26 protein-coding genes and 1 pseudogene are annotated in these 26412 nt (G+C 63.0%); 19 read left to right on the top strand and 8 right to left on the bottom strand.

The features are described from left to right. The first annotated feature begins 113 nt into the window (after positions 1 to 113). The gene (locus AC0C6X_RS20730) at positions 114 to 1625 is read left to right on the top strand and encodes a UbiD family decarboxylase (protein WP_247959188.1); all 1512 of its coding nucleotides are present in this window, start codon (positions 114 to 116) and stop codon (positions 1623 to 1625) included. Next, complete coding sequence (locus AC0C6X_RS20725; RefSeq protein WP_173519580.1) at positions 1622 to 2206, top strand: UbiX family flavin prenyltransferase; 585 nt, start codon at positions 1622 to 1624, stop codon at positions 2204 to 2206. Before AC0C6X_RS20730 ends, AC0C6X_RS20725 begins: the two co-directional genes overlap by 4 nt. Here the strand turns inward: AC0C6X_RS20725 and AC0C6X_RS20720 are convergent. The 4 genes from AC0C6X_RS20720 to AC0C6X_RS20705 all read right to left on the bottom strand — a co-directional run bounded on the left by AC0C6X_RS20720 (position 2203) and on the right by AC0C6X_RS20705 (position 4711). Further along, positions 2203 to 2895 carry an NnrU family protein gene (locus tag AC0C6X_RS20720; protein WP_173519581.1) on the bottom strand — a complete coding sequence of 231 codons (693 nt, stop codon included), beginning with the start codon at positions 2893 to 2895 and terminating at the stop codon, positions 2203 to 2205. The genes AC0C6X_RS20725 and AC0C6X_RS20720 overlap by 4 nt on opposite strands. A 10-nt stretch (positions 2896 to 2905) precedes the next feature. Continuing rightward, the gene (locus AC0C6X_RS20715) at positions 2906 to 3334 is read right to left on the bottom strand and encodes a hemerythrin domain-containing protein (RefSeq protein ID WP_173519582.1); all 429 of its coding nucleotides are present in this window, start codon (positions 3332 to 3334) and stop codon (positions 2906 to 2908) included. A 247-nt stretch (positions 3335 to 3581) separates the two neighbouring features. Further along, positions 3582 to 4265 carry a DUF1326 domain-containing protein gene (locus AC0C6X_RS20710; protein ID WP_247959187.1) on the bottom strand — a complete coding sequence of 228 codons (684 nt, stop codon included), beginning with the start codon at positions 4263 to 4265 and terminating at the stop codon, positions 3582 to 3584. 290 nt (positions 4266 to 4555) lie between these two features. Continuing rightward, complete coding sequence (locus tag AC0C6X_RS20705; protein WP_089044838.1) at positions 4556 to 4711, bottom strand: hypothetical protein; 156 nt, start codon at positions 4709 to 4711, stop codon at positions 4556 to 4558. Positions 4712 to 4894: 183 nt separating this feature from the next. Here AC0C6X_RS20705 and AC0C6X_RS20700 point away from each other — a divergent pair, with 183 nt between their 5' ends. From AC0C6X_RS20700 to AC0C6X_RS20675, 6 genes are all read left to right on the top strand, one after another. Further along, a complete protein-coding gene (locus tag AC0C6X_RS20700) occupies positions 4895 to 5452 on the top strand; it encodes a cytochrome c oxidase subunit 3 (RefSeq protein ID WP_173519584.1) in 558 nt (185 codons plus the stop codon). A 5-nt stretch (positions 5453 to 5457) separates the two neighbouring features. Then, entirely contained in the window at positions 5458 to 5736 is a 279-nt protein-coding gene (locus AC0C6X_RS20695; protein ID WP_247959186.1) for a cytochrome C oxidase subunit IV family protein, read from the top strand. Positions 5737 to 5891: 155 nt separating this feature from the next. Continuing rightward, positions 5892 to 6344 (top strand): c-type cytochrome, encoded by a 453-nt coding sequence (locus AC0C6X_RS20690; protein WP_173519586.1) that lies wholly within the window; start codon positions 5892 to 5894, stop codon positions 6342 to 6344. 24 nt (positions 6345 to 6368) lie between these two features. After that, positions 6369 to 7715 (top strand): cbb3-type cytochrome c oxidase subunit I, encoded by a 1347-nt coding sequence (locus AC0C6X_RS20685; RefSeq protein WP_472954845.1) that lies wholly within the window; start codon positions 6369 to 6371, stop codon positions 7713 to 7715. Positions 7716 to 7779: 64 nt separating this feature from the next. Then, on the top strand, positions 7780 to 8592 hold the full coding sequence (locus tag AC0C6X_RS20680; RefSeq protein WP_247959184.1) for a CbbQ/NirQ/NorQ/GpvN family protein: 813 nt from the start codon (positions 7780 to 7782) through the stop codon (positions 8590 to 8592). 8 nt (positions 8593 to 8600) lie between these two features. Continuing rightward, positions 8601 to 10502 carry a nitric oxide reductase activation protein NorD gene (locus AC0C6X_RS20675; RefSeq protein WP_247959183.1) on the top strand — a complete coding sequence of 634 codons (1902 nt, stop codon included), beginning with the start codon at positions 8601 to 8603 and terminating at the stop codon, positions 10500 to 10502. Between the two features lie 516 nt (positions 10503 to 11018). Here AC0C6X_RS20675 and hemN read toward each other — a convergent pair. Next, positions 11019 to 12371, bottom strand: coding sequence for an oxygen-independent coproporphyrinogen III oxidase (gene hemN / locus AC0C6X_RS20670; protein WP_247959182.1), 1353 nt, complete (start codon positions 12369 to 12371; stop codon positions 11019 to 11021). A gap of 221 nt (positions 12372 to 12592) precedes the next feature. Here hemN and AC0C6X_RS20665 point away from each other — a divergent pair, with 221 nt between their 5' ends. From AC0C6X_RS20665 to AC0C6X_RS20650, 4 genes are all read left to right on the top strand, one after another. Beyond that, the gene (locus AC0C6X_RS20665; RefSeq protein WP_376741699.1) at positions 12593 to 12871 is read left to right on the top strand and encodes a DUF2249 domain-containing protein; all 279 of its coding nucleotides are present in this window, start codon (positions 12593 to 12595) and stop codon (positions 12869 to 12871) included. Positions 12872 to 13018: 147 nt separating this feature from the next. Next, positions 13019 to 14398 (top strand): hypothetical protein, encoded by a 1380-nt coding sequence (locus AC0C6X_RS20660; protein WP_247959181.1) that lies wholly within the window; start codon positions 13019 to 13021, stop codon positions 14396 to 14398. Next, entirely contained in the window at positions 14379 to 14909 is a 531-nt protein-coding gene (locus AC0C6X_RS20655) for a DUF2249 domain-containing protein (protein ID WP_472954843.1), read from the top strand. Before AC0C6X_RS20660 ends, AC0C6X_RS20655 begins: the two co-directional genes overlap by 20 nt. Then, positions 14896 to 15222 (top strand): metal-sulfur cluster assembly factor, encoded by a 327-nt coding sequence (locus tag AC0C6X_RS20650; RefSeq protein ID WP_173519594.1) that lies wholly within the window; start codon positions 14896 to 14898, stop codon positions 15220 to 15222. The genes AC0C6X_RS20655 and AC0C6X_RS20650 overlap by 14 nt, the downstream gene beginning before the upstream one ends. A 65-nt stretch (positions 15223 to 15287) precedes the next feature. Here AC0C6X_RS20650 and AC0C6X_RS20645 read toward each other — a convergent pair whose 3' ends face one another. Further along, positions 15288 to 16511: an NnrS family protein gene (locus AC0C6X_RS20645; protein ID WP_246304564.1), complete on the bottom strand. Its 1224-nt coding sequence runs from the start codon at positions 16509 to 16511 to the stop codon at positions 15288 to 15290. 332 nt (positions 16512 to 16843) lie between these two features. Between AC0C6X_RS20645 and nirK the strand changes: the two genes are divergently transcribed. The 3 genes from nirK (at position 16844) to AC0C6X_RS20630 (ending at position 19919) form a co-directional block, all read left to right on the top strand. Beyond that, positions 16844 to 17980 (top strand): copper-containing nitrite reductase, encoded by a 1137-nt coding sequence (gene nirK / locus AC0C6X_RS20640; RefSeq protein ID WP_173519596.1) that lies wholly within the window; start codon positions 16844 to 16846, stop codon positions 17978 to 17980. A gap of 95 nt (positions 17981 to 18075) precedes the next feature. After that, positions 18076 to 18993 (top strand): SUMF1/EgtB/PvdO family nonheme iron enzyme, encoded by a 918-nt coding sequence (locus tag AC0C6X_RS20635; RefSeq protein WP_173519597.1) that lies wholly within the window; start codon positions 18076 to 18078, stop codon positions 18991 to 18993. Between the two features lie 227 nt (positions 18994 to 19220). Beyond that, entirely contained in the window at positions 19221 to 19919 is a 699-nt protein-coding gene (locus tag AC0C6X_RS20630) for a Crp/Fnr family transcriptional regulator (protein ID WP_247959178.1), read from the top strand. A gap of 32 nt (positions 19920 to 19951) precedes the next feature. Here AC0C6X_RS20630 and AC0C6X_RS20625 read toward each other — a convergent pair whose 3' ends face one another. After that, complete coding sequence (locus AC0C6X_RS20625) at positions 19952 to 20755, bottom strand: class I SAM-dependent methyltransferase (protein ID WP_173519599.1); 804 nt, start codon at positions 20753 to 20755, stop codon at positions 19952 to 19954. Positions 20756 to 20861: 106 nt separating this feature from the next. Between AC0C6X_RS20625 and AC0C6X_RS20620 the strand changes: the two are divergent. From AC0C6X_RS20620 to AC0C6X_RS20605, 4 genes and pseudogenes are all read left to right on the top strand, one after another. Next, positions 20862 to 21996, top strand: a pseudogene (locus AC0C6X_RS20620) (ABC transporter substrate-binding protein). 88 nt (positions 21997 to 22084) lie between these two features. Further along, positions 22085 to 23194, top strand: a complete 1110-nt coding sequence (locus tag AC0C6X_RS20615) for an ABC transporter substrate-binding protein (protein WP_432704696.1) — start codon at positions 22085 to 22087, stop codon at positions 23192 to 23194. Beyond that, positions 23191 to 24261, top strand: a complete 1071-nt coding sequence (locus AC0C6X_RS20610; RefSeq protein WP_173519602.1) for a FecCD family ABC transporter permease — start codon at positions 23191 to 23193, stop codon at positions 24259 to 24261. The genes AC0C6X_RS20615 and AC0C6X_RS20610 overlap by 4 nt, the downstream gene beginning before the upstream one ends. Further along, a complete protein-coding gene (locus AC0C6X_RS20605; RefSeq protein WP_173519603.1) occupies positions 24255 to 25007 on the top strand; it encodes an ABC transporter ATP-binding protein in 753 nt (250 codons plus the stop codon). The genes AC0C6X_RS20610 and AC0C6X_RS20605 overlap by 7 nt, the downstream gene beginning before the upstream one ends. 58 nt (positions 25008 to 25065) lie before the next feature. On the opposite strand, the gene AC0C6X_RS20600 is transcribed toward AC0C6X_RS20605, so the two are convergent. Further along, positions 25066 to 26340 (bottom strand): sugar MFS transporter, encoded by a 1275-nt coding sequence (locus AC0C6X_RS20600; protein ID WP_376741722.1) that lies wholly within the window; start codon positions 26338 to 26340, stop codon positions 25066 to 25068. Between the last annotated feature and the right edge of the window lie 72 nt (positions 26341 to 26412).

Raw genomic sequence — 26412 nt, 5'->3', positions numbered from 1 at the left:
GCGGCCTGCGGAGCGACGGAATCGGAAGGTGATGCGCATGTTAGACGCCCGCCGCCCGCGGTTGTTTGCGCCACATCAAAGACAAGGGCCATTCGCCGCCACAAACAGGCTCCATGAACAGGACCTTTCGCCCATCTCAGGGCTTCGCAACGCTTCGGGATTTTGTCGATACGCTTGAGCGTGAAGGCGACCTGAAGCGCATCTCGCGACCCGTTTCGCTGGTGCACGAGGTGACCGAGATCCACCGCCGCGTGCTCGCGGCCGACGGGCCCGCGCTTCTTTTCGAGCAACCGGTCGATGCCTCTGGTGCCGTGCAGCCGATCCCGCTTCTTGCTAATCTTTTTGGGTCGGAACGCCGGATCGAACGTGGTTTCGGCCTGATGCCGGGAGGACTCGATACGCTGGCCGGCGCCTTGGCGGAACTGCGCGATCCACGAGCGCCGCAATCGCTGCGCGATGCCTGGGACAGGCTGCCGCTGCTGAGATCGGCGATGTATATGCGGCCGCGAAAAGTGGCGCGTGCGCTTTGCCAGGAAATCGTGTGGCGCGGTCGGGAAATCGACCTCGGCCGCCTGCCGGTTCAATGGTGCTGGCCCGGCGAGCCGGCGCCGCTCATCACCTGGCCGCTGGTGATCACGCGTGCGCCGGATGACCCGCTGGATGTCAATGTCGGCATCTACCGCATGCAGGTGCTAGGCCCTGATCGCGTGATCATGCGCTGGCTCGCCCACCGCGGCGGCGCTCGCCACCATCGCCTGTGGCAACGCTTGGGTCAGGACATGCCGATCGCGGTCGTCATCGGCGCTGACCCGGCGACGATCCTTGCCGCCGTCATGCCGCTGCCGGACGGATTGAGCGAACTGAATTTCTCGGGATTGCTCAGGAGGGGCAGGACGCCGCTCGTCACGGCGAAGACCGTGCCTCTTTTGGTGCCAGCCAATGCCGAGATCGTGCTGGAGGGCACCGTTTCGGCAGTCGAAACGGCGCAGGAGGGCCCCTATGGCGACCACACCGGCTATTACAATTCAATCGAGCCATTCCCGGTCATGCGCCTGTCGGCAATCACCATGCGCCGCAACCCGCTCTATCTCTCGACCTATACCGGCCGGCCACCGGACGAGCCTTCGCGGCTCGGTGAAGCGATGAACAGGCTGTTCGTACCGCTGGTCCGCAAACAGTTTCCGGAGATATCCGATCTCTGGCTGCCGCCCGAAGCCTGCTCCTACCGGGCGATGGTCGTTTCGATCGACAAGCGCTATCCGGGGCAGGCCAGGCGCGTGATGATGGGGCTTTGGTCGATGCTGCCGCAATTCAGCTACACCAAGCTGATCATCGCCGTCGACCCGGATATCGACGTGCGCAACTGGTCCGACGTGATGTGGGCGCTTGCGACACGGTTCGATGCCAGCCGCGACGTGACGGTGATCGAGGGCACTCCGATCGACTATCTCGACTTCGCCTCGCCGCGCTCGGGTCTCGGCGGTAAACTCGGGCTCGACGCCACCAACAAGATCGGTAGCGAAACCGATCGTGAATGGGGGCGTGTTCTGGATATGTCGCCGCAGATCGTCAGTCAGGTCGATGCGATCTGGGCGGATCTCGGGCTTGGAGGCCTGACGCGATGAACAGGATGAAGATCGTACTCGGCGTGACCGGCGCCTCCGGCGCTGCGATCGCCGTGCGTATCGCCGAGCGGCTCAGCGAAATCGAAGATGCCGAACTGCATCTCATCCTGTCGCCCGCGGCGCACCGCACGCTCGCGCACGAGGTCGGCGCGGAAGCGCTTCCATCCTTGTTACGTAAGGCCGCGCGAACCTATGACCACGCAGACATCGGCGCGGCGATTGCAAGCGGGTCGTTTTCGACGGCAGGCATGATCGTCGCGCCATGCTCCATGCGCACGCTTGCGGCGATCGCCAGTGGCATGGCCGACAATCTCGTGGTTCGTGCGGCCGACGTGCATTTGAAGGAGCGGCGCAGGCTGATACTGATGGCGCGCGAGACGCCGCTGCATCTCGGCCATATGCGCAACATGTGCGCCATCACCGAAATGGGGGCGATCGTCATGCCGCCGGTGCCGGCCTTCTACCATCGCCCCGAAACCGTTGAAGCCATCGTCGACCATCTGGCGGCTCGCGCGATCGATCTCCTGGCGTTGCCGATCACGCCATTGGCAAAGGCCTGGCAAGGAGAAGACCAAGGCTAGTCGAAGGCGAATGCCTGGAGCAGGGGGTCGGCTCCGAAGAGGACATCGTGCCCGCCGAGCAGTAGCCAGACGGCAATCGCGACGGTCGCAAAGGCGGCGATGATCATGACGGGGTCGGCGCGCAAACGGGTTTTGCCCCGGATGATCGCTGCAAAGGGCCAGACCGATGTTCCCTTCGAGGCAGCTCGCCAGCCGGCACCGAGGCGCCGGCGGGCGCGCCTTTCGAGCATGAAGAAACCGCCGACGGAAAAGAGCGCGAAGCCGCCGAAGAGCACGAGCGAGCGCAGGTCGCCATTCGGTACGATATGGCCGGCGGCCCAGAGCAGGAAGCCCCACAGCACCGGATGGCGGGTGATCGTCAGGATGGCACCGGGCCGTTCGTTTCCCTGGTAGATCGAAATCGACAGCGCGTTCTCGCTGAAGAGGCCGGCCAGCACGAGAAAGATCCCCAGCGGCGCCAGAACGAAGGTCACCCAGGCCTGCCAGGCGGTCGGTTCCCAGAGTGGGATGAAATCGAGCTGCAGCGCCGCGTGAAAGACGAAGCCGAGGGCGAGCACGGAGAGCAGCGAATAGACCGCGAAATAGGTCGAGCGGCCGAGCCGGTCGATCAGGCCCTGGCGAAGCGCCGGCCAGGCCGGCACGAGATGGAGCAGGAGGAAGACGGCGAAGGCGAGGAGAAAATAGGTCATGTCGATCGACTCACGCGTGGCGCCATAGAAGCAGGCGCTCCGTTGCTACATGGCGGCGAACGGTTTCGAAAAACCCCCGTAACATATAGCCGATCGCGTCCCAATTGACCGATGCCCTGTTGTCGAGAACTGCTCTCAGCACGCGCACCAGTTCGATGGCGGCCCGATCGTCCTGGTCATGCTCGGCGCGCAGCCGCGCGATCAAGGCGTCGCGATCTTCGCCAGCCCGCTGGTCTTCGACTGCGGGAAACAGGATCATTTCCTCCAGCGCATGGACCCGCCTGAGCTTTTCCGGCAGTTCCGTCATGATCATGCGGCAACTCGCGGCGTCGATACGATGCGGGATCGAATCGGCGAGCGATTCGAGCCGGTCGCATAGGTCGAGAAGTCCGCGGTAAGCCTGTCCCAGCTCCTGTTGTCCCGAAAATCGCTGCTGCATAGAACCTGCTCCATTAGGTATTGATGCCTCAACTACACCCACTGAAGGCGGCCATCTTTGACATTTCTCAAAGTCTGCGGCGCGACCCTTCGCCGCTCGGGACTACAGCGCTCCGCGCCCTGCAAGACGCGCAAAGGTCGCCGTAGAGTTTTGAAATTGCTGCATGTCCCGGCCTCCATTGATCGGCTGCGATCAATGGACCCCCGCGGTCGGTCGTGAGCGCATGACGATTGCCGGATTTATCGCATCACGAACGCGGGCCCATGCGCTCGAGCCATGCGGTGAGCCTCGATCGCTCGCGGACCAAACCATCCTGATTGAAGTGGTGGACACAAAAATGCGCCCACGAATTTTCGTAGGCCATCTCCATATCCCCGGTGACCGAGGTCGTACCCAGCCCGATTTCTGCGTAGGTAAATTCGAAACTGCCGCTCGGACGCGCCATCGCAATGTGGAACGGCTGGCCGGTAAACTCGTTGATCTTCGGCCTGCCGCGGCTCACCATGACGCCGGGTATCTCTACCCTGGCGGTTCTGAGCTCCAAGTCCGCCTCAAGCTGAATCGGCAGGAACAATGTCTTGCAAAATTCGGAGCATGTGGACGCGAATACGGAGAAGAGATTGCTCAAGGGTTCGCCGGCGTCGCCGGAGATGATCGCTTCAAGCGCGATCCGTTGAGCTTGGTTTGCGCGCTCGTCGATAACGATCTGGCGCCGGCCATTTCCGTCCTTGATTTCTCCGGGCCACTTGTAGATTGCCGCCCAGTTCAGGCCCGCGATCGGCGTATCACCGTAGTAGCCCTCTACCAGGTTGCCGACGAAGGCCGACTGACAGTAGCCGTGTGTGCTCGGCAGGTTGAACTGGCAGCCGCAATTCATAGCGCAATTGCAGTTGTCGTAGGTCTCGCTTTTGAATAGCCATTGGTCGATCATCCCTCCAATCCTCCCCTTGAACGGTCGCATTTGTAAGAGGGTATTTCTTCCGCTCAGCGCCTCGAAGCGGTGATCGTCCTCTCGAGGAGGCAAGCCCTGACCGACTTTGTCTGCGGCGCGAATGGTAGTATCGCCCCGCGCCTGCTTCGCTCACGGGACCCGCTCCTGTTTGGATGCGGAAGAAGCGAATTTTAGCAGTGTCGAAAGGTCGCTTCAATCGGCACCGCCCGCCACGAAGGGAGGTTGCTCCACCGGTCTCCGACATCCGTTGGCGTGGGCGACGCTGCCGCTCAGCGGTCGAGAAAGAGAACGATGGCGATCGCGACGGAGGAGAGGATCGCCGACAGCGTCGCGCCGCGCTGCAGCACGCCCATGCGATAGAGCACGAGGGCGAAGACGATGATGATGGGGGTGGCGACGGAAAGGCCGATCTGTGCGTCTGTCATCGGAGGGCTCCTTTGTCACCGCCAATAGCCCCGCACCCTGCCGCCTTCTTTGCTCAATCGCAAAGACAGGGTGTGCGCCCGCGCCTAGCTCAAGCCTCGAGTTTTTGAGGCGGGATGAAAAACGTGTGCTGTTTTCCGGCCGCTTCCCGCTCCAACCCATTGAGACCTGACGGAGGCGCTGACATGGATGCCCGCAGTTATCCGATTGCCGCAGCGGCGGAAGAGGACACCACGGACACCCTGCTGCTCTGGGTGCTCGTCTGGAGCGAACTTGCTGCCTTCGGCATCCTGCTCGTCGGCTTTCTGGTTGTCGGCCTCATCCAGCCGGACGCATTTGCGGTCGCTCGTTCGCATCTCGATCCGCTGCTTGCCGGTATCAACACGCTCGTTCTCCTGACCAGCGGCTGGCAGGCGGCCCTGGCGACAAGGCCTCGGGCCTCGCTCGGGCAGCGTCGGCGGGCGCTGGTGAATGCCGCGCTCTTCGGCTTTGCCTTCGTCGCGATCAAGCTCTTCGAATACAGCGCGGAAGCCGGTGTCGCCGGAGATCCCGCATTCGGCTCCTTCTTCGAACTCTATTTCCTCGTTACCGGCTTTCACCTGCTGCACGTGGTCTTCGGCGCCCTCGTGCTGCTCATCGTCGCCTGGCGGCCGGCTCCCGGCAATGTCGCGCTCATCACTACGCTCTGGCACGTGATCGATCTCGTCTGGATCGTGATGTTTCCGCTCGTCTATCTCGTGTAAGTTCCATGACCGACCGCAATCCAAAACAATTGTTCAACACCTGGCTCGTGCTCGCCGCGATCGTGATCTCGAGCATGGCGCTGATGGCGGTTGCCGGGCCGACGGTGATCGTCATCGCCGTCCTGCTCGGGCTCGCCATCGTCAAGAGCCGGTTCGTCGCGCTCGATTTCATGGGGCTCAGCCATGCGCCGTCTGCTCTCCGTCTCGGTCTTCTGATCTGGCCCGCAGCACTGGTCCTGCTCGCTGCGGCGAAGCTGGTGCTGAGCGCCGTTCTCCTCACCTGAGGTCACCCGCCGACTTGTTTGCCGAAACGCAAAGAAGCCGCTGCCGATTTCCCTAGACATGGGGTCGCCCCGATTGTTGCCGACGCCACACGGGGAGGGGATCAGATCAGCCGGCCGCGCGCTTTGCGGCCATCTGAAATCGAAAGGACCACGTGATGGCAGAACGCCTCACCAAAACCGGGGCCCGTAACGTCTTTTACGGCGGGTCCTTCTTTTTCTTCGCAATCTTCGTCGGGCTGACTGCCCACAGCCACTACTACATGCGGACGACCTCGACGGACGAAACGACGCTGACCGACTCGGTCGCGCGCGGCAAACACGTCTGGGAAAAGAACTCCTGTATCAACTGCCACACATTGCTGGGCGAGGGCGCCTATTTCGCACCCGAGCTGGGCAATGTCTGGAAGCGCTTCGGCGGCGAGGCCGATCCGGACGGCGCCCGCGAAACGCTGAAGGCGTGGATGGCCGCCCAGCCGACCGGCATCGAAGGGCGGCGGCAGATGCCGCAGTTCAACCTCAGCGAACAGGAACTCAACGACCTCGCCGACTTCCTGGAATGGACGAGCCGCATCAAGACCCAGAGTTGGCCGCCTAACGAGGCCGGCTAAATAGAGCAATTGGAGTGTGACGCCATGAAATACCAAACCCAGAAGGTCGCGATGCTCTATTTCTATGGAGCGCTCGGCCTCTTCCTCGCCCAGGTGCTGTTCGGCGTGCTTGCCGGCACCATCTACGTCCTGCCCAACACGCTCTCCGAGCTCCTGCCCTTCAACATCGTGCGCATGGTCCATACCAACGCACTGATCGTCTGGCTGCTCATGGGCTTCATGGGTGCTACCTATTACCTGCTGCCCGAAGAAGCGGAAACCGAACTCTACAGCACGAAGATCGCCATCGCGCAGTTCTGGATCTTCCTGATCGCCGCGGCCGTCGCCGTCGTCGGCTATCTCATGCATATCCACGAGGGTCGCGAATTCCTCGAACAGCCCTTCGCGATCAAGGTCGGCATCGTCATCGTCGCGCTGATGTTCCTCTACAACATCACGCTGACGGTGCTGAAAGGCCGCAAGACCACGGTTACCAACATCCTGATCTTCGGGCTTTGGGGTGTCGCGATCTTCTTCCTCTTCGCCTTCTACAACCCGATCAACCTCGCGCTCGATAAGATGTACTGGTGGTACGTCGTCCACCTCTGGGTCGAAGGCGTCTGGGAACTGATCATGGCATCGGTGCTCGCCTTCCTGATGATCAAGCTCAACGGAATCGACCGCGAAGTCGTCGAAAAGTGGCTCTATTTCATCGTCGGCCTGGCGCTCTTCTCCGGCATTCTCGGCACGGGCCACCATTACTACTGGATCGGTGCGCCGGGTTACTGGCAGTGGATCGGTTCGTTGTTCTCGACGCTGGAAGTCGCACCCTTCTTCACCATGGTGATCTTCACCTTCGTGATGACCTGGAAGGCCGGCCGCAAGCATCCGAACCGTGCCGCCCTCCTCTGGTCGATCGGCTGCTCGGTCATGGCCTTCTTCGGTGCCGGCGTCTGGGGTTTCCTGCACACGCTGTCTTCGGTCAACTACTACACCCACGGTACCCAGGTGACCGCGGCCCACGGACACCTCGCCTTCTTCGGCGCCTATGTGATGCTGAACCTCGCAGTCATGGCCTATGCCATCCCGGAGATCCGCGGCCGCGCCCCCTATAACCAGTGGCTGTCGATCACAAGCTTCTGGATCATGTGCACCGCCATGTCGGTCATGACCTTCGCGCTCACCTTCGCCGGCGTTCTCCAGGCGCACCTGCAGCGCGTGCTCGGCGAAAGCTACATGGACGTTCAGGATCAGCTTGCGCTGTTCTACTGGATCCGCCTCGGCTCCGGTGCCGTCGTCCTGATCTCGGCGCTGATGTTCATCTGGGCGGTTCTCGTGCCCGGCCGGGAGCGCAGCGAGAAACTCAGCGGCGTCGTCCAGCCCGCCGAATGACCCATCAGCCGGCGCGGTTCCCCGCGCCGGCACCCCCCAAGAATTTTCAGCATGGAGACCTGCCATGAGCCCTGTCCAAACCGCCATCAGTCGCGCGGCGCTCGATATCCCCGCCTATAGTCCCGCCGGCAATGAATGCGCGCTGTTCGAAAGCGCCTGGGTGCGGCAGTTGCCGCTGCTCCTCAAGGGACCGACCGGTTGCGGCAAGACTCGCTTCGTCAGCCACATGGCAGCGAAGCTCGGCCTGCCGCTTTCGACCGTGTCCTGCCATGACGATCTTGCCGCCGCTGACCTCACTGGTCGCTATCTGCTGAAGGGTGGCGACACCGTCTGGGTCGACGGCCCCCTGACCCGCGCCGTGCGCGACGGCGGCGTTTGCTATCTCGACGAGATCGTCGAGGCTCGCAAGGATGTCGCCGTCGTCCTGCATCCGCTGACCGACGATCGCCGCATGTTGCCGCTCGAACGCACCGGCGAACTGCTCGAAGCCCCCTCGAGCTTCATGCTGATCGTCTCCTACAATCCCGGCTACCAGAACCTGCTGAAGAGCCTTAAGCCCAGCACCAGGCAGCGCTTCGTGGCGATCGAATTCGATTTCCTGCCGAAGAACCAGGAGATCGCGGTCGTTTCCCAGGAAAGTGGATTGCTGGAAAGCCAGGTGGCGCCGCTCGTCAATCTCGCGCATCGGCTGCGCGCCCTCAAGGGGCATGACCTGGAAGAAGGCGTGTCGACCCGGCTGCTGGTCTACTGCGCCTCGCTGATCGATGCCGGCATGCCGGTCAAGGACGCGGTGCGGGCCGCGATGATCGAGCCGCTCACCGATGAGCCGGATGTGCGCGCAGCACTTCTCGAAGTAGCCGGCTCCCTGATCGCCTGAGGTGAGCCATGCTTGATTTCCTCGAGCTCGAAGAAACCGTCGGGCGGGCATGGCACCGTTTCGTAGGCAACACCAGAACGTGGCGGCGCTATCCGGAAGAAGCGATGAAGCTCACCGACATGATGCCGGTGCTCGGCGTGTCCTTTCGCGGACATGGCGGCGAGGCGGCGGTGCAGATTGTGCCGGCCCGTGGTCGAACCTCTACCCATCGATTGCGGTGGCGGCAGCGCATGGGGCTCGGCGAAGAGAAGCTCGTGCAGCCGGCGCGCGACCACGCGTCGCTGATGCTGCCTGGCGAGATCGATATCTTTCCGACGAAGGACCTCAACCGGGATCTCTATCACTGGCTGGTTGCCTTCATGGCAACGATGCCGGTCGACCCCGTCAGTGAAACCGATCCGCTCCGCCGCGACCTGGCGCTCGTGTCGCGCGCCCAGGAGACTGTCGAGGAGGTGTTCCAGCGGTTTCCGGGACTTCGGCGGCGCTATCGGCGCCTGGCGGAAGCGACGCTTGCCGAGCGGCAGCGGGGCGCGTTGCCGGCGACCGAACAACATCTCGAAAACCATATCCTGCGCCTCCTGCGCAAGGCTGCGGGTCAGGCGGATGCGACGCTGCCGGTGATTTTCCCGCATCGCGCGCCGCCCGGCTATTTGCCGATGCTGCCGATGCCGCTCTGGCCGGACACGCTGGGTCGGGCGGAAACCACGACCACGCGCGACGAGGATGTCGCCGCGACGCCGGGTACTCAGGCCGCGGTTACCGAAGTCGAACGCCATGTCGCCGTTCGCGAAAACCCGGAAAACCGCAAGGGCGAGCGTAGCCCCTTCATTCTTAACCGCTTCGAGAAGATCCTGGCCATGGCCGAGATGGTCAATGTCGACCGCCCCGGCGATGACAGCGACGACCACGACAGCAAGGCTGCCCAGGAACTCGACGACATGACGCTCGGCGAGCGCAAGGGGCGGCCCTCGGCGCGCTTCCGCTTCGATCTCGACCTGCCGCCGGAAGCGGTCGATCCGACGCCGCTGACGGCCGAGCTCACCTATCCCGAATGGAACTACCGGACAGGCCAATATCTCAAAGACCATTGCCGCGTGCTGGCGATGGCGGCCTCCGGCCACGAAGAGCGCCCTGAACTCACGGAGGAAAGCAAGAGCCTGATCCGCCGCGTGCGACGCCAGTTCGAAGTGCTGCGCCCGCGCCATGAGATGCTGCGCGCCCAACTGGACGGCGCCGATCTCGATCTCGACGCGGTCGTGCGTGCCCGCACCGACCTCGCCGCCGGCGGCCAGGGTAGCGATCGCATCCACTTGATGAGTCGGCCGCAGATGCACGATCTGGCGGTGACGATCCTCGTCGACGTGTCGCTGTCGACTGACTCCTGGTCCGACAACCGGCGGGTGCTCGACGTGGAGAAAGACGCCCTGCTCATCCTGGCGCACGGGCTTTCCGCTTGCGGTGACAACCACTCGATCCTGACCTTCACGTCGCGACGGCGCGACTGGGTGCGGGTCGAAACGGTCAAAGCCTTCAACGAGGCGATGGGACCGCTGGTCGAGGCGCGCATTGCCGCGCTGAAGCCCGGCTATTACACCCGCATCGGTGCGGCCATCCGCCATGCCTCGGCCGAGCTGCGGCGGCAACCGAACCGCAAGAAGCTTCTCCTGGTACTGACCGACGGCAAGCCCAACGACATCGACCATTATGAGGGACGCTTCGCGCTTGAAGACAGCCGCCGGGCGGTCACGGAGGCGCGGCGGAGCGGCATCAACACCTTTGCCGTCACGGTCGACCGCGAGGCGAAGTCCTATGTGCCCGCGATGTTCGGCCAGAACGGCTATGCGGTCGTGGGCAACATCTCGCGGCTACCCGCGGCGCTGCCGGCGATCTACCGCAACCTGGTGGGGTGAGGCGGTTATCCAGTCAGGAAACAAGGGCCCCGCAATCGTCGGGCCTTTTGAATTCAAGCTCAGGTATGCGGGCGCCCGATCTTCGTCGCAAAGGTTTGAACGAAGGACACGCGCCTAGCGTTCGCGGCGTACTCCTTGCAGAAGGCGGCTGCATCGTAAGGTCGGGCCTCGACCATGAAGGAGAGAAGCGGCACCTGGCAAACTTATGCTGCCACGGCCCAAAACGTCGTTGCAGGCCAAGGACCGCAACCCGCCGCAAGCGACCGGCCTTTAACGAGAGGTCCCCCCGAACACCGTCATCCTCGCCCGTGAGGCCCTTGAGGCGAGGATCCAAGGCGTGGTGTCTATTCGCATTTCTCGAAGCATGAGGAGATAAAGAGATGCTCGGGTCGAGCCCGAGCATGGCGGAGGGGGGCGGCGCTTTGGCTGTATTGTGGCGCGGGCGTGCCCCGATGGCGGGCACGCCCCTGTGACAGAAGACTCGGCAATGGCCGAACCTTCCTGGCGAAAGAGCCCTCAAGCAGCCTTGCTGTGCACTCGCTGAGACTCATCGATATAGGCATCGAAGGCCGCCGCCACCGCGCGGATGACGAAGCGGTGCTCGGGCCTGACCGTAATGACGCCATCAGCGATATCGATCACACCGTCCTGTTGCAGTTCAGTCAATTTGCCGTTGCCTTCGATGAGCGACTGCCAGTCCCGGCCGTGCGCCGCGGCGATTGCGGAAATATCCGCGCTGAAATCGCACATCAACCGTTCAATGATTACGGCACGCAGCCTGTCCTCGTCGGTCAGCCGGTAACCCTTCGTGGTCGCGAGCCGGCCCGAGGCGATGCGGCTTGCGTAAACACCCGGCGGTACCTCGTTCTGGACATAACCGTCGCGCGAGCGGCCGATCGCCGAGGCGCCGAAACCGATCAGCGTCTCGCAATTGTCGGTCGTATAGCCCTGGAAGTTGCGGCGAAGCCGTCCGGCTGCCTGGGCGGTGACAAGATCGTCATCAGGCAAGGCAAAATGATCGAGGCCGATCTGCCGGTAGCCGGCCTTGACGAGCGCCTCGCTGATCGCCATCGCCTGTTCGGCGCGGGCGCCACTGTCCGGCAGTGCCTTCTCGTCGATCATGCGCTGGTGCTTCTTGAAGCTTGGCACATGAGCGTAGCCGAAGACGGCGAACCGTTCCGGACGCATCGCCACGGCCGCTTCGACCGTCTCGACGCAGGAGCGAACCGTCTGATGCGGCAGCCCGTAGATCAGGTCGAAATTGATGCCGCCAATGCCGGCCCCGCGCAGATGGCCCACGGCCTCGGCCGTCTGCTTCTCACTCTGAATGCGATTGATCGCCTTCTGCACGACGGGATCGAAGCTCTGCACGCCGAGGCTTGCGCGCCGCACGCCACCTTCGCCGAGCGCCTCGGCCATGGCGAGCGTCAATCGGCGCGGATCGATCTCGACGGCGACGTTGGTCGATGGAGTGAGAGCGAAGCGTTCGCGCATCAACGTCATCAGCGCCAGGAATTCGCGCGGCTCGATGATTGTCGGCGTGCCGCCGCCGAAATGCACTTCCGCCACCGGCAAGGGGCGTCCGACCGTATCGGCGACCATGCGGATCTCGTCTCGGAGCACGTCGAGATAATCGAGGATCGGATCGTCCTTCTTGGTGATCGTCGTGTGGCAGCCGCAATACCAGCACATCGATCGACAGAACGGGATGTGCAGATAGAGCGACACGTCCTGCCCGCCGGGGATCGCTTTCAGCCAGTCGCCATAGGTCTGCTCGTCGACCGCTGCGGCAAAGCGTGGCGCGGTCGGGTAACTCGTGTAGCGCGGCAGGCGCATTTCACCGTATTTCAGGAGCGCGGAAGCTAACATTTCGTCCTCATCTGGGTGGCGATGGATCATCTTTCTAGGCTGCGCAAGCCGGCAACTCTTTGCGAAAAGTCAAGGACGGGGGTGGTCTCGGTCAAACCGGGATTTGTTTGCGCTTCGACAAAATGTCGCGGTCCGGCCGTCGTTAGGTTGCGGAAATCCGGGGCGTGTGCGCCGGCGTTTCCCGGATCATCAAGCAACGACGGCGACTAGAGCGGATGACCATGAGCATTGCAGAGACCGACAAGCCCTTCATCGACGTGCGGACGATCCCGCCGGTGGAGCGCCATCCCAAAATCTTCGGCATGTTGAACGCGCTTGCCGAGGGCGGCGCCTTCATCATCATCAACGATCATGATCCGCGTCCGCTGCACTACCAGTTGGAGACGCGTTATCCGGGCGAGTTCACCTGGGAATATCTCGAGCAAGGACCTGATGTCTGGCGTGTCGAAATCGGCCGGCAACAATCCTCCGGCTGCGATTGCTGCTGCGGCGGGCACTGAGTCTCTCGGTGCGCCTTGAGAGCGGGATGAAGAAAAGTCTGTGCGGACTTCCGCGCACATCCCGCTCTAACTTACGAGAATCGATCACGTTTATTGGTTTTTGATCGGCTCGGCCAAAGCCCATCGTGATCTAGGGGATGAACCGCCATGTTCGCAGCCACGCTGTCCCGCTGGACCATGTCCTATTTCGCGGCCGCGCTGATCTTTCTCGTCCTCGGCGAGATCATGATGGTTCTCGGCTACGGCCACCCGGTCTCCGCCCTTGAGGCGCCGGAAACGCTGGCGCTCGTCCATATCGTCGTCCTGGGCTGGTTGAGCCTGCTGATGACCGGTGCGTTGCTACAATTCGTGCCGGTTCTCGTCGGCCGGCCGTTGTCCTTTCCGAGCGTTGCCCTGCCGGCACTCCTGTTGCTCATTGTCGGCATCGCCAGCCTGACGCTCGGCTTCGTCAGCCTTTCGGGCACGATCGATCTTCCGGTGACGCTGCTTCCTCTCGGAGGCGCCTTCTCGATCGTCGGGTTCTCAGTGCCTGGCTTCGCCTTCGCGGCGACACTCTGGCATGCGCGCCCGCTGCCGCTTCCCGCCCGCTTTGTCGCGGTCGGTCTCGCTGCGCTCCTCGCCACGATGCTGCTCGGCGGCGTCTATGCCGGCGTGCTCTCGGGATTGATCGATGCGGAAGGCGCGATCGACCTGACGATCGACGGGCTTTCGCTTCATGCCTCCCTGGGCCTTTGTGGCTGGTTGAGCTTCACCACCATGGGCGTCAGCTACCGGCTTTTGACCATGTTCATGCTTTCGCCGGACAAGGAACGCGCAAGCAGCCGGCTCGTCTTCGTGCTCGGTACGCTTTGTCTCGGCCTTCTGGCCGCAGCGGTCCCTGTCGTTCTCGTGGGCGCATTCGGCCGTGTGCCGCTTCTCATCCTTGCCGTCGCTTCCGGCGCTGCAGTCGTGGCGATCTATGTCGGCGATATCCTGCGCATCTATCGGGAGCGCCGGCGTAAGGCGATCGAGCTCAACAGTCGCGCCAGCATCGGTGCCTTCGCATCCCTGATCGCCGCGACCGTGCTGTTCGTCGCCCTGTTGGCGGCCGGCCGGCTCGACACCGGTTCGGGCGCCGTCATCTATCTCGTCACCTTCGGCTGGCTGACCGGCATGGGTCTCGCCCAGCTTTACAAGATCGTACCGTTCATGACCTGGCTCGAATGCTATGGGCCGGCACTTGGGCGTATGCCGACGCCGCGGGTCCAGGACCTCGTCGTCGAGGCCGCGGCACTTCGCTGGTTTCGGCTCTATTATCTGACGGTTGCGGTCGGGACGCTGGCCCTGCTGATCGGTAGCGCGATCCTGTTTCGCTTTGCGAGCTTCGGCCAATTGATTGCCATCAATGCGCTCATCTTCGAGTTCGTGCGAACACGGCGGCTGATCAACGTTCCGGCCGAACTTCGATTGCCTGGCGGACTTGTTCGACCGGGCCTGTTTCTGCCATCCATTCCTCACGGAGGTTCCCATGAGCCAAGATCCCTATGAACTCGACGTCCGGCCGCTGTTGCGCGGCGGCAGCGATCCGTTTCAGGCCATCATGAATGCTGTCGACAGCCTGGCGCCAGGCCAGGCGCTGAAGCTGATTGCCACCTTCAGGCCCGTTCCGCTCTTCAGCGTCATGGCCGGTCGCGGTTTCACGCATCAGGATCGCCCGCTCGACAATGGCGACTGGGAGGTTTTGTTCACGCCCGAAGGAGAGGTCGACGAGATCCGGCTTTCGGCCGGCAAAACGGATCTCGATACCTGGCCGGATCCGAGCCGCCAGCTCGACCTGACCGATCTCGATCCGCCCGAGCCGATGGTGCGCATTCTGGCGACGGCCGAGAAGATGACGGAGGGCGAAGTGCTCTTCGCCTTGCTCGCGCGCGAACCGCTGTTCCTCTATCCGGAGCTCGCCAAGCGCGGGCACAAATGGGCCGGCAATTTCGACGCGACCGGCGAGACCTACCGGATCCTCATTCGCATCGGCGGAGGGCGTACCCATGTCGGCGCCTGAAACCCTAGATCTCGAAGCGAAGATTCGCGATGCGCTGCGCATCATCATCGATCCCGAAATGGGCAAGAATGTCGTCGATCTCGGCCTGATCTATGACATCGACGTTCAGGAAGGCGGGATCGCCCGCGTCACCATGACGACGACGATCAAGGGCTGCCCGGCGACGGCCTTCCTCAAGGAGGCGGTTCAGAACTGCGTCTGGTATGTGCCGGGTGTCGAGTACGCCGAAGTGCGCCTGACCTACGAGCCTCCATGGACGCCTGAGATGATGGCTGACGGCGCGGTCGAATTCACGAAGGGCAGCATCTTCTGAAAGTGGTCTTGCAAAAAAAAGCGCCGCTGATCCGGCGCCTTTTGCTTTGGGTTCGAAACGCGCCGTCAGGATGAGGCGCGCGGCGAGCGGCGTTCGCGCACCAGCATCGGCCCGTATTCGAGCGTGAACAGAGCGAAAGCGGCGATCCACAACGCACCCGAAAGCGCGACCAGGTGTTGGTAGTGCGCGGGCAGCACCTCCGCCAGCGGCCGGATCAGCGCTGCGGTCATGATCGCGACATAGGAGGCGTTGGTGAGCGCCGAGCCGACCAGCTGCCTGCCGGTGTGGCCGCGGCTGGCGCGGGTCATGACGGCGAGCATCATCGACGCGACGACGCCGACGGTCAGCACATGCATGACCGGGTATTCGCTCAGGAGTTCGATCGCACCGGCTGATATCGCGAGGAAGCCGAGCGGCACGAAGGCATAGGCCGCGTGCAGCACGAAGAGCAGCTTTTCTGGCCAGGTCGCCAGTCCGCGCCAGCGGAACAGCCGCACCGTATGGAAGGCGCAGGCGACGAGCGCGATCGCCCCGGTGACGATGTGAACAGGTGCGAAGGTCCAGGCGGCAAGCGCCGCGATGCCGATCAGGATCGCCGCCGTGTCGAAGCGGTTATAGGGCACCGGGAAATCGGTGCGCCCGACCTTGTTCAGCCAGTTGCGCGTGAAGCTCGGCACGATGCGCCCGCCGACGATCATGATCAGCATAGTGTAGGCGCCGATCGCCAGCCGCGCTGCGGCATCGACGTCGAGGTCGCTGAGAACCGAAAGATGGAACCAGATGTTGGCGGTGGACAGGAGCACCAGCCCGCCGATGACCTTCAGGTCCTTCCACTTCCGGCCGACGATCACCTCGCGCGCGCAGATCAGCAGGAGGACCGGCAGGAACAGCGCTTCGATACCTGCGGCGACGGGCAGACCGATGACACCGCTCGAAAGCAGCGCGGCCCGACCGACGATCCAGAGCCCGAAGAGGGCGGCGAGCGGGCGCCCGGAAACCGGAAGCCTGCCGGTCCAGTTCGGGATCGCCGTCAGCAGGAAGCCGCCGAGCACGGCGGAGGAGAAACCGAACAGCATTTCGTGAGCGTGCCAATGCGCGGCGCCGTAGTTGCCGGCAAGGTCGACCCCGAGAATCAATGCGGAGATCCAGAGTGCCATGGCGCCGATCGCCCAAAGGGTGGCGCCCAGAAAGAACGGCCGGAAACCGTAGGAGAAGAGTACCGGGCCGGTGGTCGAGAGCCCGCGCGGAATGCCGCCGCTCGGTTTCGGTCTTATGAGTCTGTCCAACATGATCATCGTCCTTGTCGTGCGTGCTTGCGGATGAGGCTTGATCTATCAATGGCTTCGGAGCCGCTCTTTGCGAAAACGCAAGTATTGTTACCCGGCTCCGCCATGTGCGTTCATGCGGCGGCAAAGAAAAGCGATCTCCGCGAAAGGATTTGTTCCAAGACAAAGACGCGATTCGTCTCCGGTTCTACTTTTCTTGTGACTGCTGGGGGACCGGTGGTCGAGACCGGAGGTGAGGCTGCCCAAGTCGGCGTCGCCCACCCTAACTCGTTGAATACAGGCGCGTTTCGCAGAAGGCCAATTCCGGCCGCTGGAGTGCGTCGAAGGAGAGCAAGATGACTGAACAACTTCAGATGACCCGCCGGACTATGCTTGCCGGTGCTGCCCTGGCGGGCGCGGTTGCGCCGCTTCTCCATACCGCGCAGGCTAAGGCGGCCGGTGCCGCCACGGCAGCGGGTGCTGCCCCCGTCGACATCTCGACCCTGCCGCGCGTGAAGGTCGATCTCGTCAAGCCGCCTTTCGTGCATGCCCACGAGCAGGTCGCCAAGACCGGACCCCGCGTCGTCGAATTCACCATGACGATCGAGGAAAAGAAGCTGGTGATCGACCGTGAGGGCACCGAGATCCACGCGATGACCTTCAATGGCTCGGTGCCGGGCCCGCTGATGGTCGTGCATGAAAACGACTATGTCGAACTGCGGCTGATCAACCCGGCGACCAACACGTTGCTGCACAACATCGACTTCCACGCCGCGACCGGCGCTCTGGGCGGTGGCGCGCTGACCCAGGTCAACCCGGGCGAGGAGACGACGCTTCGCTTCAAGGCCACCAAGCCCGGCGTCTTCGTCTACCATTGCGCGCCTGAAGGCATGGTGCCCTGGCACGTCACATCGGGCATGAACGGCGCCATCATGGTGCTACCGCGTGAAGGCCTGAAGGACGAGAAGGGCCAGCCGCTGACCTATGACAAGGTCTACTATGTCGGCGAACAGGACTTCTACGTGCCGAAGGACGAGGCGGGGAACTACAAGAAATACGAGACCCCCGGCGAAGCCTATGAAGATGCGGTGAAGGCGATGCGCACGCTGACCCCGACCCACATCGTCTTCAACGGCGCGGTCGGCGCGCTGACCGGCGACAATGCCCTGACCGCGGCCGTGGGCGAGCGCGTGCTCGTCGTCCATTCGCAGGCCAACCGCGATACGCGGCCGCACTTGATCGGCGGACATGGTGACTATGTCTGGGCAACCGGCAAGTTCCGCAATCCGCCGGACCTCGACCAGGAAACCTGGCTCATTCCGGGCGGAACCGCGGGCGCTGCCTTCTACACCTTCCGCCAGCCGGGTGTGTACGCCTATGTCAACCACAACCTGATCGAAGCGTTCGAACTGGGTGCTGCTGGCCACTTCAAGGTCACCGGCGAATGGAACGACGACCTCATGACTTCGGTCGTCAAGCCGGCGTCGATGTAGCCTGAAGCAAGGTAACCGTGGGGCCGCGGTCTCAGCGACCCCACACGCCAAGGGCACGCGCCTGCCAGCGCGTGCCGTTTCCCCGGAGACCTCCCATGCCCAGCAAAAAGAAATCTGCGGTTTCGCTCCTGTCGCTCGCAGCGCCGGCCGTTCTTCTGGTCGCCATCGGCGGCGGGCTTTCGGCGAAGGTGGGGCTGTTCGACGATCTCAAGGACGGCGTCGACCTGTCGGTCAAGGCACCGGTGACCGTGACGATCGCGCCGCGTGAAATGAGCTATCGGGCAGAGGGACACTTCCTGAAGAACGGTTTTGCCGTCGATGCGCCCATCGTCGTCGCAGCGCTTAAGGAGCCGCTCGAGATCATGAAATACCAGGTGACGCGTCAGGACTATGAACGCTGCGTTGCCGACGGCGCCTGCCAGCAGCCGGAAGGCGGGCATGGCGCGGGCCTGCCGGGTGTGCCGATGACCGGGGTCAACTATACCGATGCGACTGAATATGCGGCGTGGTTGACGAAGAAGACCGGTGTGGTCTGGCGCCTTCCGACCGACCAGCAGTGGGCCTTTGCCGCCGGTTCCAAGTTTCCAGACGATGCGCTCGGGATCGACGGCACCAAGGACAATCCGGCGCTGCGCTGGCTGGCGGACTACGAGCGCGAAGCGAGCCGGCAGCGCGCAGAGAACCCGATGCCGCAGCCATCGGGCGCTTTCGGCGAAAACGAGTATGGGGTTGCAGACCTGGACGGCAATGTCTGGGAATGGACCGAGACCTGCCACCGCCGCGTCACCATCGGCGAAGACGGCGAGGTGCTGAAGGAGTCTCCTGCCTGTGGCATCTTCGTCGTCAACGGCAAGCACCGGGCGTCGATGAGCTTCTTTATCCGTGACCCGAAAAGCGGCGGCTGCGCCGTCGGCGTACCGCCGGATAATCTCGGCTTTCGGCTGGTGCGCGACGGTCGCTGGTATTCGGCCTTGCTCTATGCCTTCGAACGCCGGCTCCAGGGCGCTGGGTGACACGGCGCGGCCGGTAGAGCCGCCAAGTCCTCGCGCCTCAGCCGGCATGGATCCAATACATGCTTTTGCCCCTGGATCGCCGCCGGTCCAGGGGCAAGAACATGTGGTATTCGAGGTGCTGCCGCGACCTTTGTGCGTCTGACCGGTCGTGCGGCGCTCTGGTCCTTTTGCAGGGTCCTGGGCTGTGCTACATCAGGGCAACTCAAACGGCAGGATATAGGGCCAAAGTGGCTGCACTTGATCGCACACTCGTCAAATCGCTCCCTCTGTTCCAGAAGATGAGCGATCCGGAACTGGATTCGCTGCTGACGCGCGCCACGGTGCGGCGCGTTCCGCAGAACGAAGCGGTGTTCGAACAAGGTGCGACAGCCGATTTCTTCTTCCTGCTGCTGCACGGTCGGCTGAAGGTGACCCAGGTCACCAAGGATGGGCAGCAGATCATCGTCCGGGTCGTCAATCCCGGCGATCTTTTCGGCTTTGCCCGTGCGCTCCAGCGCAGCGACTACCCGGGAACCGCGACGGCAGCAATCGAGAGCCTCGTTCTCGCCTGGCCGACGGAGCTCTGGAACGTTTTCGTCGAGAAGAACCCCCACCTTGCCGTCAACGCCATGCATACGATCGGCCAGCGTCTCGACGAGGCGCATACCCGCATCCGCGAAATGTCGACGGAAGAGGTCGAGCGCCGCGTCGCCCACACGGTGCTGCGGCTGGCCGAGCAGGCCGGCAAGCCCGATGGTGGCGGTATCCGCATCGATTTCCCGATCTCGCGCCAGGATATCGCCGAGATGACGGGAACGACGCTGCATACGGTCTCGCGCATCCTCAGCGCCTGGGAAGGCCAGGGCCTCGTCCAGGGCGGCCGGCAGAAGCTGACGCTCAAGGACATTCCAGGCCTGCGGCGTCTCGCCGAACGCGTCGGCGGCTAGATCTCGGATGCCCCTACGGACTGACGGAACAACTACGGTTTTGCGGCGCGAATGGCGTAGCGGTGCTGTGACTGCCGCGCCAGACCTTTGAAGACATTCCAGTTCCTCGCCTGGGTGCGATGGATCTCGCCAAGATCGGTATCGACCTCGATATCGACAAATCCGGCCCTCTGCAGAAGAACGACGACGGCCTCGGCGCGCGCACCTTCAGAGAAGTGAACGCGCGAGAGGATGCTGCGATGCGTCGCCATCATCTGTGATGAGCCGCTCGGCGTTTCCGACTTGAACACGCCGAGTTGTTGTCCCCAGGCACTGAGCTTCGAGAACAACCGCTCGAGCCCGCTGGTATTCACAAAGTCGCCATCGACGATCAGCAGGGTTCCGCCCGGTTTGAGAACGCGAAGCCACTCCGTGAAGGCTGCGGCCGGATCGACGAGCGTCCAGACGAGATGCCGGTTTACGACGACATCGTAGTGGTCATCGGGTTCCATGGTGTTTTCGGCGTCACCCAGACCAAAACGGATGGAACGACCCCGCTTGCGGGCCTTTTCACGGGCGCGTTCGAGCATCGGCTCGGCCCAGTCCAGGCCCTGCACCTTGAAGCCGAGATCATCGAGCAGGTGCGAAATGACGCCGGTGCCGCTTGCAAGATCCAACGCGCTGCGGCCGGACCCCGGTCCGAGATGGCGTAGAAACAGCCTGTGCCAAGCCGCGCGCTCGTCCTCCGAGAAGACCTCATGTCCTGGCGACAGATCGAAGGTCGCGGCGCGTTCCGACCAGTAGGCCTTGATTTCATCCCGCAGGTTGTAGTTCTGCCGATCCGTTACATCGCTCATATCGATACCGCTCGCCCTTGTTTGGAGGCGTTCTAAAAGATAAATGTTGACTAATAAAGTCATGAAACATTAGATCGCGTCGATTTTCCCAGCGGAGCAGAAAACAATGCAGTTTTTCAACAGGGTGGCCGCGGCCGCCACGGGCTTTTGCGTGCTTTTTTCAACGGCAGCCTTCGCTGATGTCGTGACGTTGAGAGATGTCACCGGTCGCGACGTCGAGGTCAATGTACCGGTCGAGCACGTCATCCTCGGTGAAGGGCGCCAGATCTATTTCCTCGGCGCCCTCGACCGCGATGAGCCGCTCAAGCGCGTCGTCGGCTGGCGCGACGACCTGGCGAAGGCGGATCCTGAAAGCTACGCCGCCTATCTCGCGAAATACCCTGACATCGCCAAGCTGCCGACCTTCGGCGGCATGAAGGACGGGACCTTCGACATCGAGCAGGCGGTGGCGCTGAAGCCCGATGTCGTCCTGATGAATGTCGATGCCAAGACGGCGACGGAAGAGGCCGGCTACATCGAAAAGCTCGCCAAGGTCGGCATCCCGCTCGTCTATGTCGACTTCCGCGAAAAGCCCATGGAAAACACCGAGCCGAGCATGCGTGTGATGGGCAAGCTTCTCGGCAAGGAGGAAAAGGCCGAAGAGTTCATCACGTTCCGCGCCGAGAACATCGCCAAGGTGACCGACGTGCTGGCGAAGGCCAATCCGAAGAAGCCGCTCGTCTTCGTCGAGCGCGCCGGCGGTTACTCCGAGGATTGCTGCATGTCCTTCGGCAACGAGAATTTCGGCAAGATGGTCGAATTCGCCGGCGGCGTGAACATGGCGAAGAACATCATTCCCGGCACATTCGGCACGGTAAATCCGGAGCAGATCATCGCCGCAAATCCGGAGCAGATCATCATCACCGGCGGCAACTGGCAGGGTTATGTGCCGGGGGGGGGCCTGGGTCGGCGTCGGCTACGGTGCCGATGAAAAGGAAGCCGTCCGCAAGCTCGAAAACCTCACCAAGCGCCCGGCCTTTACCGGCGTGCAGGCGGTCAAGGACGGCCAGGTCCATGCCATCTGGCACCAGTTCTACAACAACCCCTACCAGTTCGTCGCGATCCAGCAGATCGCCAAGTGGCTGCATCCCGACCTCTTTGCCGATCTCGACCCGGAGGCGACGTTCAGGGAGTTGCACGAGCGTTTCCTGCCGCTTCCTTACAAGGGTGGCTACTTCGTTTCGCTGACGACCAGCAAGTAACTGCATCGGCGGCTAGCGGAACGGGAGGCCGCCGGCGCCGCGATCGAAAGGTATGAGAATGTCGATCTTCAGGAAAATCGCGTCCGCGATGATTGCGGCGGTCGTGTTGGCGGCTCTGCCGGCCGGCGCTGCGGAAATCGTCGACGTCACCGGCCGTCGGGTCGAAATGGCGCTGCCCGCCAAACGGATACTGCTTGGCGAGGCGCGACAGATTCACATCGCCGCGGCGCTGAAGGGGGTGCAGGTCTTCGATACGATCGTTGGTTGGCGCGACGATCTCATCAAGAAGGATCCGGATTCCTACGCCGCCTATGTCGAGCGGTTCCCCGAGATCGAGAAGCTGCCGCGCTTCGGCTATATCCCGACGGGGGATTTCAGCCTCGAAGCGGCTATTGCGCTCAAGCCTGACGTGTTGACGCTGAACCTCGAAGCGCGAGATGCAGTCGAAGAATCTGGCTTCATCGAAAAGGCCGCGGCTGCCGGCATTGCCGTCGTCTATGTTGATTTCCGCGTCGATCCGGCGGCCAACAGCGAGAAATCCGTCGAAATCCTCGGCCAGCTCTTTGGCGCCGAAGCAAGGGCGCGCGAATTCATCGAATACCGCAACGCCCAGATCGCGCTGGTGACCGACCGGCTGGCCAAGGCCGGGGCGGTTGCGCGTCCGAAAGTGTTCATCGAACGCTCGCCCGGCATCACCGGCGAATTCGCCTGCTGCCGAACCTTCGGTCCGGCCAATTTCGGCGAGATGGTGGAAAAGGCCGGCGGCCACAATATCGGTTCGGACGTCATCAAGGGCACCTTCGGGGACCTCAATCCCGAGCAACTCATCGTCAGCGATCCGGACCATGTCATCATCACCGGCAGCAACTGGTCGGCCGAATCCGATCTCAACCAGTTCGTCAGCGTCGGCCGCGGTGCCGATGCAGCAGCGGCTGAGACGCGGCTGCGCGGCCTGATGCAGCGCCCGGGCTTTCCCGGCTTGAAGGCGGTGAAGGAGGGCAACGTGCATGCGGTCTGGCACCAGTTCTATGGTGCGCCCTACGAGTTCGTGCCGATCCAGCAATTCGCCAAGTGGTTCCACCCGGAACTTTTCGCCGACATCGATCCGGATCGGACCTTCCGCGAGTTTCATGAGAAGTTCCTGCCGGTGATCTATCGCCCGGGTTACTTCATCTCGCTTGCGACAGGGGGTGAATGATGGTTGCCATGACCGACCATATTTCCGGCATTGAGGGACGAGGGCGCTACCGCGCCCTCGTTCTGCGCCGTCTGGTGCTGATCTTCTGTCTCATCGGCGCGCTCTTTGCATCGGTCGCAGTCGACATGGCCCTCGGACCTGCAAACTATCCGCTCGCCGACGTGCTGACGGCGCTGTTTCGGCCTGACACGGTGAGCGACCAGCTTCGCGTGGTCATCTGGGACATCCGCATGCCGATCGCGCTGATGGCGGTGACGGTGGGCGCCTCGCTGTCGGTCGCGGGCGCGCAGATGCAGACGATCCTCGCCAATCCGCTCGCAAGTCCGTTCACGCTCGGCATTTCCGCCGCTGCCGGGTTTGGCGCGGCCCTCGGCCTCGTTGCCGGCGTCGCGGTCTTTCCGGTCGCGGTTCAATACATGGTGCCGATCAACGCCTTCCTGATGGCGATGCTGGCAGCACTCTTCATCCATTTCGCCTCCACCATGCGCGGCGTCACGGTGGAAACGATCGTGCTGCTCGGCATCGCGCTCGTCTTCACCTTCAATGCCGCGTTGTCGCTGCTCGAATATCTCGCCTCCGAACAGGCGCTGGCCGCTGTCGTGTTCTGGACGATGGGCAGCCTCACCAAGGCAACCTGGCCGAAGGTCTGGATCACCGGTGCCGTGCTGCTTTTCGCTCTGCCGCTCTTCGCACGGCACGCCTGGGCGCTGACGGCGCTTCGGCTCGGCGACGACAAGGCGGCGAGTTTCGGCATCAATGTTCGCCGGCTAAGGCTCGAAGCGATGATGACGGTGAGCCTGCTTGCGGCGATTCCGGTTTCCTTCGTCGGCACGATCGGCTTCGTCGGCCTCGTCGCGCCGCACATCGCCCGGATGCTGGTCGGAGAAGATCAGCGCTTCTTCCTTCCCGCCTCGGTTTTGTGCGGGGCACTCTTGCTCTCGGTCACCTCCGTCGTCAGCAAGATGCTGATCCCGGGTGCCGTGCTGCCGATCGGCGTCATCACCGCACTCGTCGGGGTGCCCTTCTTCTTCGTGCTGATTTTCACCAATAGGAGGCGCGCATGGTAAGCCTGACGCTGGAAAAAGTCGGCGCGACCTATGGCCGGCGAACCGTGCTGTCCGACGTCAATACCGGCGTGCTCAGAGGCGGCGGCCTGACGGCGGTGATCGGTCCGAATGCGGCCGGCAAGTCGACGCTGTTCAAGCGCATAGCAAGCCTGACGTCCGGGCCCGGAACCGTCCATCTGTCCGACACCGCCAAGGGGACCGAGGGCATCTGCTACATGCCGCAGGATACCGGCGCCAATGCCGTGCTCACAGTCTATGAATCGGTGCTCTTGTCGGCCAAGCAGGGCTCCGGCTGGAAGGTGAAGGACAGCGAGCTCTCGGAGATCGATCGGGTGCTTTCAGAACTGCGGATCGCCGATCTCGCTTTTCGCGGCCTCGGCGAGCTCTCCGGCGGCCAGCGCCAGCTCGTCTCCATTGCCCAGGCCCTGGTGCGTAAGCCCGAAGTGCTGTTGATGGACGAGCCGACCTCGGCGCTCGATCTCTTCCGCCAGATCGAGGTGCTCGGCTTCATGAAACGCCTGTCGGCGCAATCGGGAATGGCGGTGCTGATCGCGCTGCACGATCTGAACCATGCGCTGCGCTATTGCGACGACACGATCGTCATCGGCGGCGGTTCGGTGCTCGCGAGCGGTCCGACCCATGAGGTCATCACCGCGGACATGCTGCGCTCCGTCTACCGCGTCGAGGCGCGTGTCGAGGCTTGCTCGATGGGGCGTCCTGTCGTCATCGTCGACGAGTCGCTGTAGGCGCTGTTCCGGCATGAGGCACTTCGCCGCCGCGGCGGCGAAGTGCGGATTTTCGTAATCAGGTCGGCCTGTGCCCCTTCAAGCCGTAGAAGGCGATATAGGCATAGCAGGCGACGGGCATCAGGAAGGCGAGATGGATGCCGAGCGTGTCGGCAAGTCCGCCCTGGATCAGCGGCAGGAGCGCGCCGCCGACGATCGCCAGGCACAGGATGCCCGAGCCCTGGCTCGTGTATTTCCCGAGACCGTAGAGCGCCAGGCTGAAGATCGCCGGGAACATGATCGAGTTGAAGAACCCGATCGCCAGGACCGACCACATGGCAACGCGGCCGCCGGCAAAGACGGTGAGGAGCAGCAACATGATCGCTGCGACCGCGTTGAAGGCGAGCGCCTTGCCGTCGTCGACGAAGCGCATCGCAACCGCGCCGATGAACCGGCCGATCATCGCTCCGCCCCAGAAATACATCACATAGTGGGCGGCGTCGGCTTCGGAGAGGCCGGCAATGTCGGGCTGATTCAGGAAGTTGACGAGGAAGCTGCCGATGCTGACTTCCGCGCCGACATAGACGAAGATGCCGATCGCACCGAGAACCAGGTGCCGATAGTGCCAGGCCGACTTGGCGTCGGTGATCGGCTCGATCTCGTCATGCACTTCGACGGTCGGCAGCTTCAGGGCGGCGAAAAGCGCCGCAAGCAGCAGGAAGGCGGCGGCAAGGAGCAGATAGGGCAGCTTGACCGCGCTCGCTTCCGCGAGCCTTAGAGCATCAAGTTGCTCTGGCGTCGGATCGGCAGTCGCGACGACCGCAGCCGACAGGATCAGCGTCGCGCCGAACATCGGGGCGAGCGTGGTGCCGAGGGAGTTGAAGGCCTGGGTCAGCGTCAGGCGGCTTGCGGCCGTGTCCGGCGGACCAAGCACGGTCACATAGGGGTTGGCCGAGACCTGCAGCAGCGTGATGCCGCTCGCCAGCACGAAGAGAGCGCCGAGGAACAGCGCATAGATGCGATAACTTGCCGCCGGTACGAAGAGCGCGCAGCCGACCGCGGCGATGACGAGACCGAGCACGATCCCCCATTTGTAGCTGATGCGCTTGACCAGCGCGCCGGCAGGAAGCGAGACGATGAAATAGGCGCCAAAAAAGCAGAACTGGATCAGCATCGACTGCGTGTAGTTGAGCGAGAAGACGTTCTTCAGATGCGGGATCAGAATGTCGTTCAGGCACGTGATGAAGCCCCACATGAAGAACAGTGAGGTGAGTGCGAAGAGGGCAAATCGATAGCCCGTGGCGTCCGATGACGCGGATGAGACCGCGCGCGCGGGCTCAGAGCCCTTGGTGATGATACCTGCCAATGGTTTAACCTCATGATGTCGTTGACGCCGGAGCTTGGGCCTTGGGAGGGCGTCCAATTG

It is taken from the genome of Ensifer sp. VA4 (assembly GCF_055710065.1).
This window is presented reverse-complemented; position numbering and strand designations above follow the sequence as displayed.

Coding starts and splice junctions, on each gene's coding strand:
- AC0C6X_RS20730 (WP_247959188.1), top strand. CDS start 114: ATGAACAGGACCTTTCGCCCATCTCAGGGCTTCGCAACGCTTCGGGAT.
- AC0C6X_RS20725 (WP_173519580.1), top strand. CDS start 1,622: ATGAACAGGATGAAGATCGTACTCGGCGTGACCGGCGCCTCCGGCGCT.
- AC0C6X_RS20720 (WP_173519581.1), bottom strand. CDS start 2,895: ATGACCTATTTTCTCCTCGCCTTCGCCGTCTTCCTCCTGCTCCATCTC.
- AC0C6X_RS20715 (WP_173519582.1), bottom strand. CDS start 3,334: ATGCAGCAGCGATTTTCGGGACAACAGGAGCTGGGACAGGCTTACCGC.
- AC0C6X_RS20710 (WP_247959187.1), bottom strand. CDS start 4,265: ATGATCGACCAATGGCTATTCAAAAGCGAGACCTACGACAACTGCAAT.
- AC0C6X_RS20705 (WP_089044838.1), bottom strand. CDS start 4,711: ATGACAGACGCACAGATCGGCCTTTCCGTCGCCACCCCCATCATCATC.
- AC0C6X_RS20700 (WP_173519584.1), top strand. CDS start 4,895: ATGGATGCCCGCAGTTATCCGATTGCCGCAGCGGCGGAAGAGGACACC.
- AC0C6X_RS20695 (WP_247959186.1), top strand. CDS start 5,458: ATGACCGACCGCAATCCAAAACAATTGTTCAACACCTGGCTCGTGCTC.
- AC0C6X_RS20690 (WP_173519586.1), top strand. CDS start 5,892: ATGGCAGAACGCCTCACCAAAACCGGGGCCCGTAACGTCTTTTACGGC.
- AC0C6X_RS20685 (WP_472954845.1), top strand. CDS start 6,369: ATGAAATACCAAACCCAGAAGGTCGCGATGCTCTATTTCTATGGAGCG.
- AC0C6X_RS20680 (WP_247959184.1), top strand. CDS start 7,780: ATGAGCCCTGTCCAAACCGCCATCAGTCGCGCGGCGCTCGATATCCCC.
- AC0C6X_RS20675 (WP_247959183.1), top strand. CDS start 8,601: ATGCTTGATTTCCTCGAGCTCGAAGAAACCGTCGGGCGGGCATGGCAC.
- hemN (WP_247959182.1), bottom strand. CDS start 12,371: ATGTTAGCTTCCGCGCTCCTGAAATACGGTGAAATGCGCCTGCCGCGC.
- AC0C6X_RS20665 (WP_376741699.1), top strand. CDS start 12,593: ATGAGCATTGCAGAGACCGACAAGCCCTTCATCGACGTGCGGACGATC.
- AC0C6X_RS20660 (WP_247959181.1), top strand. CDS start 13,019: ATGTTCGCAGCCACGCTGTCCCGCTGGACCATGTCCTATTTCGCGGCC.
- AC0C6X_RS20655 (WP_472954843.1), top strand. CDS start 14,379: ATGAGCCAAGATCCCTATGAACTCGACGTCCGGCCGCTGTTGCGCGGC.
- AC0C6X_RS20650 (WP_173519594.1), top strand. CDS start 14,896: ATGTCGGCGCCTGAAACCCTAGATCTCGAAGCGAAGATTCGCGATGCG.
- AC0C6X_RS20645 (WP_246304564.1), bottom strand. CDS start 16,511: ATGTTGGACAGACTCATAAGACCGAAACCGAGCGGCGGCATTCCGCGC.
- nirK (WP_173519596.1), top strand. CDS start 16,844: ATGACTGAACAACTTCAGATGACCCGCCGGACTATGCTTGCCGGTGCT.
- AC0C6X_RS20635 (WP_173519597.1), top strand. CDS start 18,076: ATGCCCAGCAAAAAGAAATCTGCGGTTTCGCTCCTGTCGCTCGCAGCG.
- AC0C6X_RS20625 (WP_173519599.1), bottom strand. CDS start 20,755: ATGAGCGATGTAACGGATCGGCAGAACTACAACCTGCGGGATGAAATC.
- AC0C6X_RS20615 (WP_432704696.1), top strand. CDS start 22,085: ATGATTGCGGCGGTCGTGTTGGCGGCTCTGCCGGCCGGCGCTGCGGAA.
- AC0C6X_RS20610 (WP_173519602.1), top strand. CDS start 23,191: ATGATGGTTGCCATGACCGACCATATTTCCGGCATTGAGGGACGAGGG.
- AC0C6X_RS20605 (WP_173519603.1), top strand. CDS start 24,255: ATGGTAAGCCTGACGCTGGAAAAAGTCGGCGCGACCTATGGCCGGCGA.